The sequence below is a fragment of the Streptomyces aurantiogriseus genome (assembly GCF_014649375.1).
Lineage (GTDB): Bacteria > Actinomycetota > Actinomycetes > Streptomycetales > Streptomycetaceae > Streptomyces > Streptomyces aurantiogriseus.
Genome location: NZ_BMSX01000034.1, coordinates 38,384 through 57,088 on the forward strand (window position 1 = coordinate 38,384; position 18,705 = coordinate 57,088).

An 18,705-nucleotide genomic window follows, 5' to 3' on the forward strand; every position below is an offset into this window, starting at 1 on the left:
GGTCGGGATGCGGGAGGACGCCCTGCCGGCGGCCTCTCAGCCGACCGCGAGCCGCTGGTCGGGGTTTGCGGGCGGCGGGCTCGGCTTGCGGCGCGGGAAGACTTCACCCGGGGTGGGGATGGGCCGGCGCGCGGGCTGGGGCTCCGAAGGCTTCACGGGGACGGGGCCGGGACCGGGGCGGGGTGCGGCCGGTTTCTCGGCGGGTTTCTTCTTCGGTTCCTCCGCCGGCCCCTCGGTCGCGACGGCGACATGACCCACGGTCTCCCCGTCCGCGGCGCCGGAGAGGCCTCCGGGCAGGGCCAGGAGGCGCGTACGGGACGCCGGCACCACGGGCGCCGCCGGGGTGTCCCGGTGAGCCGTACGGCGCGCGAGACGGGCGCGTACGTCCTGTTCGGCGAGGACCTGGCAGCGGTCCAGGAGAGCGGCGGCCGTCGGATTGCCGCGCAGGGCACGCAGAGCGGCGAGGTCGTCGGGGCCGGGCCGGTGGCCGGCGCCCAGCACCTCCTCCAGGAGCGTGAGGTAGCCGGCTGCGGTGCCGGGGAGAGCGGCGCGGTACCGGGCGAGGTCGGCCACCAGGAAGGCCCGCAGCCGGGCGGCCTCGCGCATCGCCTCGTCGAGGGACTCGGCGAGGCGATGACAGTCCTGGACATCCTCGGCCGAGGCGGGACCGGGGTGGAGGGCGAGGGCGAGGGCGCGGCGGAGCACACGCAGCTCCTCCGCGCCGAACACCATGCCGCCGCGGGATCCGTATGGCGTGGGCATGCGGCGACGATACGCGCTAATCAGACAAATTCGACATAAGGGACGGGTGTGGCGCGGCCGATTCCGCCCCCTGGCCCGCGCCGCCTCACCCGCGCGGGCTCGCGCGCCGGGCACGCGGGGTTGCGTGCCTCAGGTGAACGGGGTTGCGCGCCTCGGGCACGCGGGGTTGTGCGCCTGACCGCGCCGGGCGGGGCGCGGTCGACGCGCTCGCGCGGGCTTGCGCGGCTTTTCGCGCGCGGGCTCACGTAGCTTCCGCACGCGGGCATGCGCGGCTTACCCGCCCGGGCCAGTGCGCCCCACCTGCGTGGGCTCGCGCGGCTTATCCGCCCGGGCCAGTGCGCCCCACCTGCGTGGGCTCGCGCGGCTCACCCACGCGCGGTTGTGCGCCTTGCTTGCGCCGGGCGAGGCGCGCCAGCGCACTCGCGCAGGCCACGCCCTGGACCCATGCGCTTTCACAGCCGACCGGCACGGCCCTATCCGTCCGGCCCACTGCAACCCACCTGCACGGGCCCTTGCAGCTCACCCACGCCGGTTGTGCGCCCTGCCCGCGCCGGGTTCCTGCCGCCTACCCACGCTGGTTCATGCGGGCGTACCGCAGGGGCTTCGGCGCTCTTACCTGCGCAGGGTTCGCGCGGGCACGCGTGCGTTCAGCCGGCGTGCCCGCGCCTCCTGCTCACATGCGCGACACGTTCCGCTCGTACACCAGCCGCAGCCCGATCAGCGTCAGCCACGGCTCGTGCTCGTCGATCACCGAGGACTCGCCCAGCACCATCGGCGCCAGGCCGCCCGTCGCGATCACCGTCACGTCGTCCGGGTCGTCCGAGAGCTCCCGCGCCATCCGGCTCACGACGCCGTCGACCTGGCCCGCGAAGCCGTAGACGATGCCGGCCTGCATCGCCTCGACCGTGTTCTTGCCGATCACGCTGCGCGGGCGGGCCACCTCGATCTTGCGCAGTTGCGCGGCCTTGACGCCCAGGGCCTCGACGGAGATCTCGATGCCGGGGGCGATGACGCCGCCGACGTACTCCCCGCGCGCGCTGATCGCGTCGAACGTCGTCGCCGTGCCGAAGTCGACGACGATCGCGGGGCCGCCGTAGAGCTCGTTCGCGGCGACCGCGTTGATGATGCGGTCGGCGCCGACCTCCTTGGGGTTGTCGAAGAGGATCGGTACGCCCGTCTTCACGCCGGGTTCGACGAGCACGGCGGGGACGTCGCCGTAGTAGCGGCGGGTGACCTCGCGCAGCTCGTGCAGGACGGACGGGACGGTCGCGCAGATCGCGATGCCGTCGATGCCGTCGCCCAGCTCCACCCCGAGGAGGGGGTGCATGCCCATCAGGCCCTGGAGGAGGACCGCGAGCTCGTCGGCCGTACGGCGGGCGTCCGTCGAGATCCGCCAGTGCTCGACGATGTCCTCACCGTCGAACAGGCCGAGCACGGTGTGCGTGTTCCCCACGTCGATCGTCAGCAGCATGGCCGGTTCCCGCTCCTACTCCGCCGCTCGCAGATCCAGGCCGATGTCGAGGATCGGCGAGGAGTGGGTCAGGGCGCCGACGGCCAGGAAGTCGACCCCGGTGTCGGCGTACGCCTTGGCGTTGTCCAGGCTGAGCCGGCCGGACGCCTCCAGCAGCGCGCGCCCGCCGACGATGCCGACGGCCTCCGCGCACTCGTTGGGCGTGAAGTTGTCCAGCAGGATCAGATCAGCACCGGCGTCCACGACCTCGCGCAGCTGGTGCAGGGTGTCGACCTCGACCTCGATCGGCACATCCGGGAAGGCCTCCCGTACGGCCTGGAAGGCCTGGGCGACGCCGCCGGCGGCGACCACGTGGTTGTCCTTGACCAGGGCCGCGTCGGAGAGCGACATGCGGTGGTTGACGCCTCCGCCGCAGCGGACGGCGAACTTCTCCAGCGAGCGCAGGCCCGGCGTGGTCTTGCGGGTGTCACGCACGCGTGTCTTGGTGCCCTCCAGGACGTCCGACCACGCGCGCGTGGCGGTGGCGATGCCCGACAGGCGGCACAGCAGATTCAGGGCGCTGCGCTCGGCGGTGAGGAGGTCACGCGTGCGCGTGGTGACCGACAGCAGCTTCTGGCCGGCCTCCACGCGGTCGCCGTCCTCGACGTGCCGCTCGACCTCGAACTCGTCCGTGCAGACGACCGAGATCACCGCCTCGGCGACTCTGAGGCCCGCCACCACGCCCGCCTCGCGCGCGGTGAAGTCGGCGGTGGCCACGGCGTCCTCGGGGATGGTCGCGACCGTGGTCACGTCCACTCCGTGGTCCAGGTCCTCCTGGATGGCGACGTTGGCGATGTCCTCGACCTCGAGCGGGTCGAGCCCGGCGTCGGCCAGGAGCTCGGCGAGCGCGGGGTCGAGCCCGCACTCCGCGTTTTCGGTGTATCCCTCGTCGCCGTCGATGCCGGCGTCGGCGCCACAGGCACAGCCGTCGCCGCAGCCGCCGCTCTGGACGAGGGGAAGGTCCTCGGGGGTGCTCACTTCTGTCACTGCTCCTGGTGGTGCTGCCGGGTCGGGGGGAAGTCTGCGGTATCGGTGGTGTGTACGGCGAGCGTCCGGTCCCGATTCAGCCGTACGACGATGTGACGGCGCCAGTCGGTGTCGTCGCGCTCGGCGTGGTCCTCGCGCCAGTGGCAGCCGCGGGTCTCCTCACGCAGCCGCGCGGCGGCGACCAGGACGCGGGCCACGCACAGGAGGTTGGTGGCCTCCCACGTGTCGACTCCGGGCTCGGCGGTCTTGCCGTTCTCGTCGAGGGCGTCGCGGGCCTCGGTGTGCAGCCGCTGGAGCTGGTCCGCGGCCTTCTCCAGGGACTCGGCGGAGCGCAGGACGCCGGCGCCCTCGGTCATGATCCGCTGGATCGCGAAGCGGGCCTCGGGGGTGAGGAGCGGGTACGCGGGCCTCTCGGGCTGCTCGACCGGTGCGGGCACGCGCGCGTGGAGGCCGTCGTCCGCCCCACTCGCCGCGATGTCGGCGGCGATGCGCTCGGCGTAGACGAGGCCCTCCAGGAGGGAGTTGGAGGCGAGCCGGTTCGCGCCGTGCACGCCGGTGCAGGCGACCTCGCCGCACGCGTACAGGCCCGGGACGGTGGTGCGGCCGTGGGAGTCGGTGCGCACGCCTCCGGAGGCGTAGTGGGCGGCCGGGGCGACCGGGACGGGCTCGGTGACCGGGTCGATGCCGTTGGCGCGGCAGGCGGCGAGGATCGTCGGGAAGCGGTGCTCCCACATGGCGGCGCCGAAGTGACGGGCGTCGAGGAACATGTGCTCGGCGTCCTGCTCCTGCATGCGCCGCATGATGCCCTTGGCGACGATGTCACGGGGGGCGAGTTCGGCCAGCTCGTGCTGCCCGAGCATGAAGCGCACGCCGTCGGCGTCGACCAGGTGGGCGCCCTCGCCGCGCACCGCCTCGGAGACGAGGGGCTGCTGGCCCTCCGCGTCGGGACCGAGGAACAGCACGGTCGGGTGGAACTGGACGAACTCGAGGTCACTGACCTCGGCGCCCGCTCGCAGGGCGAGCGCCACGCCGTCGCCCGTGGACACGGACGGGTTGGTGGTGGCGGAGAAGACCTGGCCCATGCCGCCGGTCGCGAGGACGACCGCGGGGGCGTGCACGGCGCCCACGCCGTCGTGCTGGCCCTCGCCCATGACGTGCAGGGTCACACCGGCGGTGCGGCCGTCGGCGTCGGTGAGGAGGTCCAGGACGAGCGCGTTCTCGATCGTGCGCAGGCCACGCGCGCGTACTGCCTCGACGAGCGCACGGGAGATCTCCGCGCCGGTCGCGTCACCCCCGGCGTGCGCGATGCGGCGGCGATGGTGGCCGCCCTCTCGGGTGAGCTCCAGTCCTCCTTCGGAGGACTCGTCGAAGTGGGCGCCGGTCTCGATCAGCCGGCGTACGGCGTCGGGGCCCTCGGTGACCAGGATCCGCACGGCGTCCTCGTCGCACAGGCCCGCGCCCGCCACCAGGGTGTCGTCCAGGTGCTGTTCCGGCGTGTCGCCCTCGCCGAGGGCGGCGGCGATGCCGCCCTGCGCCCAGCGGGTGGAGCCGTCGTCCAGGCGGGCCTTGGTGACGACGACCGTCGTCAGGCCCGCGGCCTCGCAGCGCAGGGCGGCGGTCAGGCCGGCGACTCCGGAGCCGACGACCACGACGTCCGCGGAGATGGACCACCCGGGCGCGGGCGCGTGCAGTCGTATGCCTGTGCTGGTCACGAGGCGGCTCCGAACGTGAGGGGAAGGTTGTCGATCAGCCGGGTCGTCCCGACCCGGGCGGCGACGGCGAGGACGGCCTCGCCGGTGAAGTCGTCCCCGATCTCGGTGAAGTCGGACGGGTCGACGAGCGCGAGGTAGTCCAGCTCCAGCGGCGGGTTCAGGCGGGCCGCTTCGTCGAGGACGAGGCGGGCGGCGGCGCGGACGGCCGCGGCGGCGCCGGGCACGGCCTTGGCGACGGCGTGCGCGTCGGCGGCCGCGCGGGACTCGCCTATGGCGCTGAGCGCCTCGGCACGCGCGTGCGTGGCGGGCACCTCACGCGCGCGTGCCCGCAGCGCCTCCTGCGCGGCGTGGCGGTCGCGGCCCGCGAACAGCGCCTGGGAGAGCGCGAGCGCCGTGCGCCGTTCGGCGGGGGACAGATAGCGGTTGCGGCTGGACAGGGCCAGTCCGTCGTCCTCGCGCACGGTCGGTACCGCGACGATCTCGATGCCGAAGTTCAGGTCCCGCGCCATGCGGCGGATCAGGGCGAGCTGCTGGGCGTCCTTCTGGCCGAACAGGGCCGTGTCCGGCCGGGTGAGGTGCAGCAGTTTGGCGACGACGGTGAGCATGCCGTCGAAGTGGCCGGGGCGCGAGGCGCCCTCCAGGCGCTCCCCCATGGGGCCCGCGCTGATGCGCACCTGGGGCTCGCCGCCCGGGTAGACCGCGTCCACGGACGGGGCGAACACGGCGTCCGCACCGGCCTGTTCGGCGATCTTGACGTCGGCGTCCAGAGTGCGCGGGTAGCGGTCGAGGTCCTCGCCCTTGCCGAACTGCAGCGGGTTGACGAAGACCGTGACGACGACCTCGCCGTCCGGTCCGGCGATCTCGCGGGCCGTGCGGATCAGGGTGGCGTGGCCCTCGTGCAGGGCGCCCATCGTCATCACGACGGCCCGGCGGCCCGCACGCGTGCGTACGTGCAGTTCGTCGGCGGTGCGCAGCAGGGTCGTGGTCATCCGGCATCTCCCTCGGCGCCGTGGGTCCCGTTGGCGAGTACCCCGAGGAGGTCCTCGGCGAGCTCCGGCTTGAGCAGTCCGTGGGCGAGCGCGCGGTCGGCGGTCGCCCGGGCCATCGCCAGATAGCCGCCCACGGTCTGCGGTGCGTGTTTGCGCAGTTCGGAGACGTGCGCGGCGACCGTGCCCGCGTCCCCGCGCGCGACGGGGCCGGTGAGGGCCGCGTCGCCGGAGCGCAGCGCGTTGTCGAGGGCGGCGCCGAGCAGCGGGCCGAGCATCCGGTCGGGGGCCTCGACGCCGGCCGCGCGCAGCAGCTCCATGGACTGGGCGACCAGCGTGACCAGGTGGTTGGCGCCCAGGGCGAGGGCCGCGTGGTAGAGCGGCCGGTTCTCCTCGGCGATCCACTCGGGTTCGCCGCCCATCTCGATGACGAGGGCCTCGGCGGCCAGCCGCAGCTCCTCGGGCGCGGTGACGCCGAAGGAGCAGCCGGCCAGGCGCTGGACGTCCACGGGGGTCCCGGTGAAGGTCATCGCCGGATGCAGGGCCAGCGGGAGCGCGCCCGCGCGCAGGGCGGGGTCCAGGACGCGCGCGCCGTACCGCCCGGAGGTGTGCACGAGCAGCTGGCCCGGGCGAACGGCGCCGGTGTCGGCGAGGCCTTCGACGAGTCCGGGCAGGGCGTCGTCGGGGACGGTGAGCAGGACCAGGTCGGCGCGCCGGAGGACCTCGGCGGGCGGGACGAGCGGCACGTCGGGGAGCATCAGGGCGGCCCGCCGCCGGGAGGCGTCGGAGACGCCGGAGACGGCGACCGGACGGTGTCCGGCGAGCTGGAGGGACGCGGCGAGCGCGGGGCCCACGCGGCCGGCGCCGACGACGCCGACGGTGAGCCGCGCGGGGCGGTCCTTGGGGTCTGGTTGTTGGACTGTACTCACGCGACGGAGGCCTTCCCGTTCCAGTCCGCTCTGGGTACCGGACGATTTCTCGTCATGTTAACGCGATCGGTTCGCGGGGCGTTCCGTTGTCCACAGGCTGTGGGTTTCCGGGGACGGCGGGCGGGCCCTCGCCTCGGGAAACGGGTGTGCCCCGCGCGCGGGGGCCACGGCATGATCCGGAGCATGACGGACACGGCGGAACAGAGCACGGAACAGTCGGCGCAGGAGCGGCTGCGGGAGCGACGGTCGGTCGCCCACCGGACGGCGGAGCGCGTCCTGTCGCGCGCGGGCTTCCGCAGAACCCTCCGCGAACAACTGGCGCTGCTCCAGGACGCGGCACCGCGGGTGTACGACCTGGACGAACCCGGTGACATATACGGCAACCGGGTCGTGGAGGCCCTGGAGGAGCGCGTCGCCACGCTGCTGGGCACGGAGTCCGCCGCGTTCTTCCCGACAGGCACGATGGCCCAGCAGATCGCCCTGCGCTGCTGGGCCGGACGCACCGGCAACCCCACCGTCGCACTGCACGCGCTGGCCCACCCGGAGGTGCACGAACGGGACGCGTTCAGCCTGGTCAGCGGATTGCATCCGGTCCGTGTGACCAGCGAGCCCCGGCCGCCGACGGCCGACGAGGTGCGCGACGTCGCGGAGCCTTTCGGGGCGCTGATGCTGGAGCTGCCCCTCAGGGACGCCGGTTTCCTGCTGCCCTCCTGGGAGGAGCTCACCGAGGTCGTGGAGGCGGCGCGCGAGCGCGACGCGGTGGTGCACTTCGACGGCGCGCGCCTGTGGGAGTCCACCGTCCACTTCGGCCGCCCCCTGGACGAGATAGCGGGCCTGGCGGACAGCGTGTACGTCTCGTTCTACAAGTCCCTCGACGGCATCGGCGGCGCCGCACTCGCCGGCCCGAAGACGCTGGTCGAGGAGGCGAAGACCTGGCGGCACCGCTACGGCGGCATGGTCTTCCAGCAGTTCCCCACAGTCCTGTCGGCACTCGTCGGCCTGGAACGGGAGCTGCCCCGGCTGCCGGAATACGTCGCCCACGCGCGCGTGGTGGCCGCCGCGCTGCGCGAGGGCTTCGCCGACGCGGGCGTGCCGTGGACGCGCGTGCACCCCGAGGAGCCACACACCCACGAGTTCCAGGTGTGGCTGCCGTACGACACGGACGTGCTCGGCGAGGCCGCGGTGCGGCAGGCCGAGGGGACGGGGACGCTGCTCTTCGGCGCCCCCTGGGACCGGGGCGGGCCGGGCCTCGGCGTCACCGAGGTCACCGTGCGCGCCGACGGTCTGATGTGGACGGCGGGTGACGTGAAGGCGGCGGTCGCCGACTTCGTCGCACGGGTGACCGAGGTGACGGCGGAGGTCAGCAGGTAGGGCGCGGACGCGAGCGCAGCAACCGGCCCAGGACCCGTCGGATCCGTCCGTGGGCCGGGCGGCCCGCGAGGACCGCGTGGAACTGGTGGCGGTCGCGCAGTTCCCGGATCACCTGCCAGTCGTGGGCCCCGGGCGCGGGCGGAACGGGCTCGCCGTGCTGCCGGGCGCGGTAGGCGTCGAGGGCGTACTGCTGCGTGATGCTCATGGCCGGTTCCTCTTCGGAACGTGGGAACAGAGATCCGGAAGGCTCCGCGGTTGCCCCGGGCACCTCAGGCTGCGCCCGGCCGGTGCGCCGCGTCGCGTCGATTGACGGCGGCCGTCAATCGACGACGGCGTTGTCAGTGGCGGGGTGCACCATGAGGGCATGAGCGTGAGCATCGACATCGCGGGGCTGCGGCCGGAGAGGGCCGCGATCGTGCCCTCGCCCCTGGCCGAGCTCGGCATGGCGCTGCACGCGCTGTCCGAGCCGGGGCACCACCCCGGCCTGCAGGGCTGGGTCACCAGCGTCACCGCGCGCCTGGACCCGCACCTGGCCGACCGGATGTGCGAGGCCGACTTCCTGTGGCGCACGTCGTTCTCGGACATCTTCCTGCCCTACGCCGGCATCCCCGGCGGAAGCACACTCCCGGGCGCCACGCTCGCCGAGGAGCTGGACCTCCTGGACAAGCTGACGGACGAACAGTTCGCGGACGCAGCCCTGGAGTTCATCACCTGCACACTCGCCTATGACACCTACGCCCCGAGCGCCCTGTCGGACGAGGTCGTACGCCGCCGCGCCCTGGAGGTCGCCGCCTCCCGCGGCCCCCAGCAGGTGCGGTTCACACAGCGCCTGCTCGACGATCCGCCGACCGTCCGCGGATGGCTGCGGCGCTTCCTGGAGGACTGCGACGAGGCCTTCTTCGCGGAGGCCTGGTCCCGGCTGAGCCACCAGCTGACGGCGGACGCCCGGCACAAGACGGACCTGCTGCGGCACCGTGGACTCGCGGAGGCACTGGCCGCGGTCTCCCCCGCGATCACTCTGGACGAGGCCGCCGGGCGAATCATCGTCGACAAGCTGCTCGAGGGCCGCACCACCACCGCAGGCGGCGGCCTGCTCCTCGTCCCGACGAGCCTGGGCTGGCCACATCTGAACGTGCTGCACCGTCACGGCTGGCAGCCGCTGCTGCACTATCCCGTCGGCGCCCCCGAGCTGGCCTCGCCGCCGTCCGTCGAGCAACTCACGCTGCGGATGACGGCCCTGTCCCACCCCGTCCGCATGCGAATCTGCCGCCACCTGGCCCGCAGCACCTACACCACCACCGAGCTGGCCCAGGTGCACGGCATGTCGGCCCCCGAGATATCCCGGCACCTCGCCGTCCTGAAGAAAGCGGGGCTGGTCACCACCCGCCGACGCGGGCGGTACGTGCTGCACCAGCTCGACGTGTCGACGGTGGCGCGGCTCGGGAGCGACTTCCTGGAGGGAATCCTCAGATAGGCCTGCGGGGATTCGCGGGTACCTCTGGCAGATCCCTCAGCCAGGCGTCGCGGGGATTCCCGGGTGGCGCTCCGGGGCGGTCGTCAGTCGAAGCGGATGTGTTTCAGGCCCACCCGTGCCTGACGCAGCCGCGTCCGCAGCGTTCCCTCGTTGTTCGGCCTCAGCGTCAGGCCGGCCAGGACGGCGATGCGGTCCGCCGTCTTCGGCACGGTCGAGTGGTCGGTCCACAGGTGCTCGGCGAACTCCGGTTCACGCAGCCGCTCCAGGCAGTGGTCGAGCTGCTGGACGGCCCAGCTCTCCCTGCGCAGAGGGGCGTTCTTCCCGGCGACGTACTGAAGGAGGTGTCCGAAACCGCGCTCGCGCAGCCGCCGCAGGACGGTTTCGCGCTCGGCGAGGAGGGCGAAGTGCCGTACGTCATGGCCGAGTGCGCGCAACCGGCCCACGGTCTCCTCGAAGTAGCCGGAGTCCGTGACCGTCATCGGCGCGATCACCACGCCGTCGTGCCGGGTGAGGGCGAGATCGAGGACCTCGACGACACCCTGCCGCCAGGAGGTCAAGTCCTGGAAGTTCCCACGGAGATCGGGCGGCAGCATGCGACGCAGGCCGAAGCCGGCATGCTCGGGGTCGCAGACGACGCTGCCGGGCAGGCGGCGCTGGATCTCGTGTGCGGTCTGTGTCTTGCCGCCCCCGAAAGGGCCGTTGATCCACAGGAGCATGCGCAGACCCTAGTGCGCGCCGGGTGCGCGCGGGTCGCGTTCCCCGCGGTTCAGTGCCCGCCGGCCCGCACCAGACCCGTCTCGTACGCCAGGACCACCACCTGCACCCGGTCCCGCAGCCCCAGCTTGGTCAGGATGCGGCCCACGTGGGTCTTGACGGTCGCCTCGGACAGCACCAGCCGGGCCGCGATCTCGCCGTTGGACAGGCCCTGGGCGACCAGCACCATCACCTCGCGCTCCCGCTCGGTGAGCCGCTCCAGCTCCTTGTGCTGGGGCTCCTTGCCGGTGCTGGGCAGCATCGGTGCGAACCGGTCGAGGAGGCGGCGGGTCGTGGAGGGGGCGACCACCGCGTCGCCGCTGTGCACGGAGCGGATGGCGGCGAGAAGCTCGCCGGGCGGCACGTCCTTGAGCATGAAGCCGGAGGCGCCCGCCTTCAGCGCGGAGAAGGCGTACTCGTCGAGGTCGAAGGTGGTCAGGATCAGCACCTTCGGCGGGTCGGTCTCCGCGCAGATGCGGCGGGTGGCCTCCACGCCGTCCAGCTTCGGCATGCGCACGTCCATGAGCACGACGTCGACCGCCGTCGAGCGCACGACCTGGAGGGCCTCGACGCCGTCGCCCGCCTCCGCCACGACCTCCATGTCCGGCTGGGCGGCGAGCACCATCCGGAACCCGGTGCGCAGCAGCACCTGGTCGTCGACGAGCATCACGCGGATCGTCATCGGGTCCTCTTCCGTGGGTTCTGGCGGGGCTTGGGGGCGTGACAGGTGTCAACAGGGGGCGTGCGTCGGCGTCAATGCGCCGGTTTGAGCGGGAGCAGGGCGCTGATGCGGAATCCTCCGCCGGGTCGTGGGCCCGCGTCCAGGGTGCCGCCGACCATGCCGACTCGCTCGCGCATGCCGATCAGGCCGTGACCATGGCCGTCGGCGCCGCCCTCCTCGTACAGCTCGTGCGGGGCGCCCTTGCCGTCGTCCTCGACGAGCAGGCCGAGGCCGTCGTCGAAGTAGACCAGGCGCACACTGGCGCCCGCGTTCGGCCCACCGTGCTTGCGCGTGTTGGTCAGCGCCTCCTGCACGATGCGGTACGCGGTGAGCTCGACGCCGCTGGGCAGCGGGCGCGGGGTGCCCTCGATCTTGAAGTCCACGGGCAGTCCTGAGCCGCGGCACTGCTCGACGAGGTCCTCGATCTGCTCGACGTCCGGCTGCGGCACGTACTCGCCGCCCTCCTGGTGCTCACCGGTGCGCAGCACACCGAGCAGGCGGCGCATCTCGGCGAGGGCCTGGCGGCCGGTGGAGGAGATCGTCTCCAGGGCCTTCTTCGCCTGGTCGGGGGCGGCGTCGAGGACGTAGGCGGCGCCGTCGGCCTGGACCACCATCACCGACACGTTGTGCGCGACGACGTCGTGCAACTCGCGCGCGATGCGGGCGCGCTCGGCGGCGACCGCGACCTTCGCCTGCGCCTCGCGCTCCTTCTCCAGGCGCGCCGCGCGCTCCTCCAGCTGCGCGAAGTAGGCGCGGCGGGTGCGCATGGAGTCGCCGAGCACCCAGGCGAGGGCGAACGGCAGCGTCTGGAAGACGACGATCGCGATGTTGCCCGCGATGCTCGAGTCCTGCTCCGGCCAGCGCAGCTGCGCCAGGCTCGCGGCGCACAGGCCCACGCCCAGTGCGAGCCGGGAGGCCCAGCGGGCGCCGGTCGCGGCGACCGTGTAGACGATCACCACGAAGGCGAAGTCGGCGGGCGTCGTCGGCACGTCCAGCACCAGCTGTGCCAGCCCGATCGCGCCGGCCAGCAGCAGCATCTTCTCGGGCATGCGGCGGCGCAGCGCGATCACCAGGCAGAGCAGGAGCACGACCGGGATGGTCAGTGCCGGGGCGTCCGTGCCCGTGGCCTCCTGCTTCGTCGTCTCCGCGACGAGCGAGATCCCGAACAGGACGACGGCCCAGAAGGCGTCGACCCCGGTCGGGTGGGTGCGGAGGAAGTCATAGAGGCGCTGCACGTAACCCAGAGTAGGGAAGCGCGATGCGTGCAGGGGTCAACCGGAGGGCCGATCCGCGACTGCCGCGTGTACTCCGCAAGGTGGAGGCCGTGATCACCCGTACGCCTAGGCTGGCCGGGTGGTGGAAACGGTGACGGGCTCCGGCGAATGGCGCGGCTGGCGGGCGGCGACGGAGTCCGCCCTGTACGGAACGGACGGCTTCTACCGCCGCCCCGAGGGCCCGGCCGGCCACTTCCGTACGTCCGTGCACGCGTCCCCGCTCTTCGCCGAGGCCGTGGCCCGGCTGCTGTGCCGCGTCGACGAGGCGCTCGGCCGGCCCGCGTCGCTCGACTTCGTCGACATGGCCGCCGGACGCGGCGAACTGGTCACCGGCGTCCTCGCCGCACTCCCCGCCGACGTGGCCGCCCGCACGCGCGCGTACGCCGTCGAGATCGCCGCCCGCCCGGTGGGCCTCGCTCGCCGGATCGAGTGGCTGCACGAGCCGCCGCCGCAGGTCACCGGGCTGCTGTTCGCCAACGAGTGGCTGGACAACGTGCCCGTCGAGGTCGCCGAGGTCGACTCCGCGGGCGTGGCCCGGCTGGTGCTCGTCCGCGACGACGGGACCGAGCGGCTCGGCGAGCCGGTGTCCGGCGCGGAGGCGGAATGGCTCGCCCGCTGGTGGCCGCCGGCGCACGAGGAGGGCCTGCGCGCGGAGATCGGCCTCCCCCGCGACACCGCGTGGGCGTTGGCCGTCTCCCGTGTCGCGCGGGGACTGGCCGTGGCGGTGGACTACGCGCACACGGCGGATGTGCGCCCCCCGTTCGGGACGCTCACCGGCTTCCGCGAGGGCCGCGAGACACCGCCCGTGCCGGACGGGTCGTGCGACATCACGGCGCATGTGGCGCTGGATGCGTGCGCGGAAGCGGGGGCGCGTGCGGTGCTGAACGCGTGCGCTGAAGCGGGGGCGGGAGCGCTGGGCAGGGGAGTGCGGGCGAGCGCGGCGACCGGGAGGGGAGCCGGGTCAGGCGCCGAGGCGGGTGCGCCGGCGGGAGCGAATGCCGATGCGCCAGCGGGCACGGAGGCCGACGCGCCCCCAGGCGCGGACGACGACGCCTCAGCCGGCGCGGAGGCGGGTGCGCCGGCGGGCGCGAAAGCCGGTGCGCCGGCGGGTGCAGGCGGCGGAACGGCGGGCGTGACGGCATGCACGCCTCCCGGCATGCGGCTGCTCAGTCAGCGCGACGCTCTGCGCGCGCTGGGGATCGCCGGCGTGCGCCCCCCGCTCGCGCTCGCGGCCACGGACCCCTCCGCGTACGTGCGCGCCCTTGCGCGCGCCGGAGAGGCCGCCGAGCTCACGGCGCCCGGCGGGTTGGGCGACTTCGGGTGGCTGGTCCAGCCGGTCGGAATTCCGAACCCGCTGGGCCTGCCCGACTGACCTGCTTCTCGCTACTTGTCGATGTCGCCGACCACGAAGAACATCGACCCCAGGATCGCCACCATGTCCGCGACGAGCGTGCCCGGCAGCAGCTCGGTGAGCGCCTGGATGTTGTTGTACGAGGCCGAGCGCAGCTTCAGGCGGTACGGGGTCTTCTCACCCTTGCTGACGAGGTAGTAGCCGTTGATGCCGAGGGGGTTCTCGGTCCACGCGTACGTGTGCCCCTCGGGTGCCTTGAGGACCTTGGGGAGCCGCTGGTTGATCGGGCCGGGCGGGAGGTCGGCGAGGCGGTCCAGACAGGCGTCCGCGAGATCGAGCGCGTTGTGCGTCTGCTCCAGGAGGCACTCGAAGCGGGCGAGGCAGTCGCCCTCGGACCGGCTCACCACCTTCAGGGTGTCCTGCAGTTCGCCGTACGCCAGGTACGGCTCGTCGCGGCGCAGGTCGAAGTCGACGCCGGAGGCGCGCGCGATCGGCCCGCTCACGCCGTACGCGTGCACGGCCGCCGGCGTGAGGATGCCGACGCCGCGCGTGCGGCCCCGGAAGATCTCGTTGCCCAGCACGAGGTCGTCGAAGACGTCCATCCGCGAGCGCACGGCGGAAACGGCGCCACGCGCGCGTGAGGCCCATCCGGCCGGCAGGTCCTCCTTGAGGCCGCCGACCCGGTTGAACATGTAGTGCATGCGCCCGCCGGAGACCTCCTCCATGACGTTCTGGAGGACCTCGCGCTCGCGGAAGGCGTAGAAGACCGGAGTGATGCCGCCCAGCTCCAGCGGGTACGAGCCCAGGAACATCAGGTGGTTGAGCACCCGGTTCAGCTCGGCGAGGAGCGTGCGCGTCCACACCGCGCGCGCGGGGACCTCCATGCCGAGCATCCGCTCCACGGCGATGACCACGCCCAGCTCGTTCGAGAAGGCCGAGAGCCAGTCGTGGCGGTTGGCCAGCATGACGATCTGGCGGTAGTCGCGGGCCTCGAACAGCTTCTCCGCGCCGCGGTGCATGTAGCCGATCACCGGCTCCGCGCGCCTGATGCGCTCACCGTCCAGCACGAGCCGCAGCCGCAGCACACCGTGCGTGGAGGGGTGCTGGGGGCCGATGTTGAGCACCATGTCGGTGCTCTCCGCGGCACCGCCGATCCCGACCGTGGTCTCCGTCGTAGGAGTCATGGCCCCAGTCTCCCCTACGTACGCTGGCCGTATGGAAACGGGGAGCCCGGGGGGCGCGGAGACGACGGGAACCGAAGCGGCGTGGATCGGACTGCCGCCGGGGCTGCTGCGGATGCGCCGGCTGTTGCTCGTGGTGTGGCTGGGGCCGGCGGCCGTGGGCCTCGGAGTACTGCTCGGCCTGCTCGCCGGTCCGGCGTGGTCCGCGTTCGCGCTGCTGCCGCTGGCGGGGGCCGTCTGGGGCTGGGTCATGCTGGGCCGCAACTGGCGTTCCTGGCGGTACGCCGAGCGCGCCGACGACCTGCTCATCAGCCGGGGCGTGCTCTGGCGCGAGGAGACGGTCGTACCGTACGGGCGGATGCAACTCGTCGAGGTGACCTCCGGTCCCGTGGAGCGGCACTTCGGGCTGGCCAGCGTTCAGCTGCACACGGCGGCCGCCGCGACCGACGCGACGATCCCGGGCCTGGATCCGGCCGAGGCGGAACGGCTGCGCGACCGGCTCACCGAGCTCGGCGAGGCCCGATCGGCGGGGCTGTGACGGCGCCGGGCGTCGACGACGGCGTACGCGGCGCACTTCCGGAGCGGGCCGTCGTCACCGAGCGCCGACTGCACCCCGTCACGCCGTTCCGGCGGGCGTGGGCGCCCGTCGCGGTGATCGTCGGCTGGGCGGCGCACGACCCGAACCAGACGCAGGAGCAGCTGACGCGGCTGACCACGACGACGCTGCTGATCGCGCTCGCCGTGATCGTCCCGTCGGCCGCCCTGTACGGGTTCCTGTCCTGGTGGTTCACGCACTTCGCGGTCACGGACGCCGAAATGCGCATACGGACCGGCCTGCTGTTCCGCCGCACCGCGCACATCAGGCTGGAGCGCATCCAGGCCGTCGACGTCACCCAGCCGCTGCTCGCGCGGATCGCCGGCGTGGCGAAGCTGCGGCTGGACGTCGTCGGCGCGGACAAGAAGGACGAGCTCGCCTTCCTGGGCGAGGCGGAGGCGCGCGCGCTGCGAGCGGAGCTGCTCGCGCGCGCTGCCGGTTTCGCACCCGAGACGGCGCACGAAGTCGGTGAAGCGCCGGCGCGCGAACTGGTGCGCGTGCCGGCGCGCGAGCTGGCGATCGCGCTGCTGCTGACCGGCGCGACCTGGGGCGCGCTCGCCGCCGCGCTCGTCGTACTGCCGGTGCTGTGGCTGGCCACCCACAGCGTGTGGACGGTTCTCGCGACCGGCGTGCCCCTGCTGGGTGCCGCGGGCGCGAGCAGCGTGGGGCGGTTCGTCGGCGAGTACGACTGGACGGTCGGCGAGTCGCCGGACGGACTGCGGATCGACCACGGCCTGCTGGACCGCACGCACGAGACGGTGCCGCCGGGGCGGGTGCAGACCGTGCGGATCGTCGAGCCGTTGCTGTGGCGGCGGCGCGGCTGGGTGCGGGTCGAGCTGGACGTGGCCGGCTCGGCCAACTCGGTGCTCGTACCGGTCGCCCCGCGCGCGGCGGCGGAAGCCGTCGTCGCGCGCGTGCTGCCGGGGGTGGCCGTCCCCACGACGGGCGCCCTGTCCCGGCCCCCGCGCCGGGCCGGGCGCTGCTTCCCCCTGTGGTGGCGGGGCTACGGCATCGCCGTCACGGACGCGGTGTTCGCCGCCCGGCACGGACTGCTGCGCCGGAACCTGGCGCTCGTGCCGCACGCCAAGGTGCAGAGCGTGCGGCTCGCGCAGGGGCCCTGGCAGCGGCTCTGGCGCCTCGCCGACGTGCACGTGGACACGGGGGCCGACCGGACGGTGACGGCCCGTCTGCGGGACGTACAGGAGGCCGAGGACCTGCTGCGGGGCCAGGCGGAGCGCTCACGGACCGGGCGCCGGGACGCGCGACCCGACCGGTGGATGGCCTAGGCGGCCGGACGGAGCGGGACGGCCTTCAGGGGACGGCCTTCAGGGGACGGCCGGGCAGCCGCCGTGCAAGGGCCGGCCGGGACCTCACGAGACGGCTCGCCGGCCCGTACCCGCCTGTATCGGGCACACTCATGACGAAGGGCCTGCCCGCCGTACGAGAAGCGGCGGGGCAGGCCCTGTCGGAACGTTCAGGAAGCCCTGTGGACCGTTCAGGAGGCGGCGGTGCGCAGCCCCTGGAGGTCGATCTGCTCGGTTTCGTCGTGCGCGGTCAGGTCGATCACCTGACCGGTGGCGCGTGCCTGCTCGTCCGCCGGCTTGAACTCCGCCTCGGACTCGGCCTTGTGCAGCGCGAGCGCCTCCTGGCCGACGACGTCGGCGAGGTCCTCGTTCTGCACCGCCTCGAGCGCGTCGGAAGCCGACGACTGCTTCGTACCGAAGAAGTCGAACCCGCCCTCGGCCGCCGGACGCCGCACCGGCTGCGCGGCCGGTACGACGGCCACGGCGGTCGGCACGGTGAAGTGCCCGGAGGGGCGCTGCAGGGAGGAGGCGGGGCGCGGGACGAGCGCGCCGGCCTCGGAGGCCGTGGGCTCGGCGGGCTCGGCGGGCTCGGAGGCCGTGGGCTCGGCGGGCTCGGCGGGCTCGGAGGCCGTGGGCTCGGCGGGCTCGGCGGGCTCGGCGGGCTCGGCGGGCTGCGAAGCCCCTGCGGACCGCGAGGCTTCCCGGACCGCCGCGGTTCCCGGGGCTTCCGGGGCCTGCGGAGCGTCCGTGCTCTCCGCGTCCTCCGTCCGGGCGGTGGCCTCTTCCGGAGTATCCTGCTCCGCCGCGGCCTCGTTCTCCTCGGCGGCCGTGTGGGGGGCGGCCGCGCGCGTGTGCTCGTCGACCGCCTCGGGCTTCCCCTTTGCCTCGTCCTCCTGCGCGGCCTCCGCGTCGCCGCCGGGTTCCGCGGGGGCGGCCTGCACGGGCTCGGCCTCAGCAGGCTCGTCGCTCTTCACCGGCGGCACCGGCTTCGCCGGCTTGGTGCCGTCGACGTCGAACCGGGCCAGAGCCGCCTGCGCCCGCAGGTACAGCTGGGAGCCCTCCGGGGAGAAGACCGCCGGAGCCTTCGGCTCGTCCTCGGTGGTCTCGGCGTCCGAAGTGCCGACCTCGGTTTCGGGTGCCTCGGCCTCGGCGGTGTCGGCCGCGGTGGCCTCCCGTGTGGCGACCGCGCCCGTCTCCGCCTCGGACGCCTCCGCGGCGGCCCGCGCGGGCGGCAGGGCGCGCGATGGGGGCGTGCTCTCGATCTCGAGCAGACGACGGCCTTCCAGGGCGCTCGCCCGCTCGGTCTCCGCCGTGGCGTAGCGGCGCAGCAGTGCCGCGTGCTCGTTGCGCAGGCCGGCCAGTTCGGTGCGCTTGGCCCGCAGGCGCTGTTCCAGCTTGACGCGCAGCTCGCGCGACTCGTCGAGGTCACTCTCCAGTTCGGCGACGCGTTCCTCGAAGCGCCACTCGTCGCTCGCACGCGCGCGCGTGAGGTCGGCGACCTGTTTGCCGGCCTGGATGTCCCAGCGGCGCATGACGACCGCGCCGAGGATGGCCGTCACCGCGGCGGCCGCGGCCAGCATGCGGAGCACGAGTGGCTCAGTGAACACCCAGGGACCGAGGGCACAGACGAGGGAGACGCCTGCGATCGCCGAAGGAGGCAGCACCCTGTGCAAAGGCGGGGAATGGCGGTGACGTCCACGTGGCATGGCCAGAAACTTACCGCGCGTAGGCGAATGTTGGCGCCCCGCCCCGTAAAACACAGCCATAACGATGCCTTCACATGACATCAGGAAAC

General features: G+C 73.5%; 17 protein-coding genes. 5 read left to right on the top strand and 12 right to left on the bottom strand.

The genetic code is table 11. From position 1 onward, the window contains the following. Positions 1-36 precede the first annotated feature (36 nt). From IE263_RS43315 to IE263_RS43340, 6 genes are all read right to left on the bottom strand, one after another. On the bottom strand, positions 37-732 hold the full coding sequence (locus IE263_RS43315; RefSeq protein ID WP_189943675.1) for a hypothetical protein: 696 nt from the start codon (positions 730-732) through the stop codon (positions 37-39). A 703-nt stretch (positions 733-1,435) separates the two neighbouring features. Next, positions 1,436-2,233: a type III pantothenate kinase gene (locus IE263_RS43320; RefSeq protein ID WP_189943630.1), complete on the bottom strand. Its 798-nt coding sequence runs from the start codon at positions 2,231-2,233 to the stop codon at positions 1,436-1,438. Between the two features lie 15 nt (positions 2,234-2,248). Next, positions 2,249-3,250, bottom strand: coding sequence for a carboxylating nicotinate-nucleotide diphosphorylase (nadC, locus tag IE263_RS43325; RefSeq protein WP_189943631.1), 1,002 nt, complete (start codon positions 3,248-3,250; stop codon positions 2,249-2,251). Between the two features lie 5 nt (positions 3,251-3,255). Continuing rightward, the gene (locus tag IE263_RS43330) at positions 3,256-4,971 is read right to left on the bottom strand and encodes an L-aspartate oxidase (RefSeq protein WP_189943632.1); all 1,716 of its coding nucleotides are present in this window, start codon (positions 4,969-4,971) and stop codon (positions 3,256-3,258) included. Further along, entirely contained in the window at positions 4,968-5,960 is a 993-nt protein-coding gene (panC, locus tag IE263_RS43335) for a pantoate--beta-alanine ligase (RefSeq protein WP_189943633.1), read from the bottom strand. Before panC ends, IE263_RS43330 begins: the two co-directional genes overlap by 4 nt. Then, positions 5,957-6,886 (bottom strand): Rossmann-like and DUF2520 domain-containing protein, encoded by a 930-nt coding sequence (locus tag IE263_RS43340; RefSeq protein ID WP_189943634.1) that lies wholly within the window; start codon positions 6,884-6,886, stop codon positions 5,957-5,959. Before IE263_RS43340 ends, panC begins: the two co-directional genes overlap by 4 nt. A 183-nt stretch (positions 6,887-7,069) precedes the next feature. Here IE263_RS43340 and IE263_RS43345 point away from each other — a divergent pair, with 183 nt between their 5' ends. Then, complete coding sequence (locus tag IE263_RS43345) at positions 7,070-8,257, top strand: threonine aldolase family protein (RefSeq protein WP_189943635.1); 1,188 nt, start codon at positions 7,070-7,072, stop codon at positions 8,255-8,257. On the opposite strand, the gene IE263_RS43350 is transcribed toward IE263_RS43345, so the two are convergent. Then, positions 8,247-8,462, bottom strand: a complete 216-nt coding sequence (locus IE263_RS43350; RefSeq protein ID WP_189943636.1) for a hypothetical protein — start codon at positions 8,460-8,462, stop codon at positions 8,247-8,249. The genes IE263_RS43345 and IE263_RS43350 overlap by 11 nt on opposite strands. Before the next feature lie 159 nt (positions 8,463-8,621). Here IE263_RS43350 and IE263_RS43355 point away from each other — a divergent pair, with 159 nt between their 5' ends. Further along, a complete protein-coding gene (locus tag IE263_RS43355) occupies positions 8,622-9,731 on the top strand; it encodes a DUF5937 family protein (protein ID WP_189943637.1) in 1,110 nt (369 codons plus the stop codon). A gap of 83 nt (positions 9,732-9,814) precedes the next feature. On the opposite strand, the gene IE263_RS43360 is transcribed toward IE263_RS43355, so the two are convergent. The 3 genes from IE263_RS43360 to IE263_RS43370 all read right to left on the bottom strand — a co-directional run bounded on the left by IE263_RS43360 (position 9,815) and on the right by IE263_RS43370 (position 12,440). Continuing rightward, entirely contained in the window at positions 9,815-10,447 is a 633-nt protein-coding gene (locus tag IE263_RS43360) for an AAA family ATPase (protein ID WP_189943638.1), read from the bottom strand. A 50-nt stretch (positions 10,448-10,497) separates the two neighbouring features. Next, entirely contained in the window at positions 10,498-11,166 is a 669-nt protein-coding gene (locus tag IE263_RS43365) for a response regulator transcription factor (RefSeq protein WP_189943639.1), read from the bottom strand. Between the two features lie 71 nt (positions 11,167-11,237). After that, the gene (locus IE263_RS43370; RefSeq protein WP_189943640.1) at positions 11,238-12,440 is read right to left on the bottom strand and encodes a sensor histidine kinase; all 1,203 of its coding nucleotides are present in this window, start codon (positions 12,438-12,440) and stop codon (positions 11,238-11,240) included. 118 nt (positions 12,441-12,558) lie between these two features. Here IE263_RS43370 and IE263_RS43375 point away from each other — a divergent pair, with 118 nt between their 5' ends. Further along, on the top strand, positions 12,559-13,851 hold the full coding sequence (locus tag IE263_RS43375) for an SAM-dependent methyltransferase (protein WP_189943641.1): 1,293 nt from the start codon (positions 12,559-12,561) through the stop codon (positions 13,849-13,851). Positions 13,852-13,862: 11 nt separating this feature from the next. Here the strand turns inward: IE263_RS43375 and IE263_RS43380 are convergent, their stop codons facing one another. Then, the gene (locus tag IE263_RS43380; protein ID WP_189943642.1) at positions 13,863-15,014 is read right to left on the bottom strand and encodes an NADH-quinone oxidoreductase subunit D; all 1,152 of its coding nucleotides are present in this window, start codon (positions 15,012-15,014) and stop codon (positions 13,863-13,865) included. A 31-nt stretch (positions 15,015-15,045) separates the two neighbouring features. Here IE263_RS43380 and IE263_RS43385 point away from each other — a divergent pair, with 31 nt between their 5' ends. Further along, on the top strand, positions 15,046-15,549 hold the full coding sequence (locus IE263_RS43385) for a PH domain-containing protein (protein WP_189943643.1): 504 nt from the start codon (positions 15,046-15,048) through the stop codon (positions 15,547-15,549). Then, the gene (locus tag IE263_RS43390) at positions 15,546-16,892 is read left to right on the top strand and encodes a PH domain-containing protein (RefSeq protein WP_189943644.1); all 1,347 of its coding nucleotides are present in this window, start codon (positions 15,546-15,548) and stop codon (positions 16,890-16,892) included. Before IE263_RS43385 ends, IE263_RS43390 begins: the two co-directional genes overlap by 4 nt. 209 nt (positions 16,893-17,101) lie before the next feature. Here the strand turns inward: IE263_RS43390 and IE263_RS43395 are convergent, their stop codons facing one another. Then, positions 17,102-18,616 (bottom strand): hypothetical protein, encoded by a 1,515-nt coding sequence (locus tag IE263_RS43395; RefSeq protein ID WP_189943645.1) that lies wholly within the window; start codon positions 18,614-18,616, stop codon positions 17,102-17,104. Between the last annotated feature and the right edge of the window lie 89 nt (positions 18,617-18,705).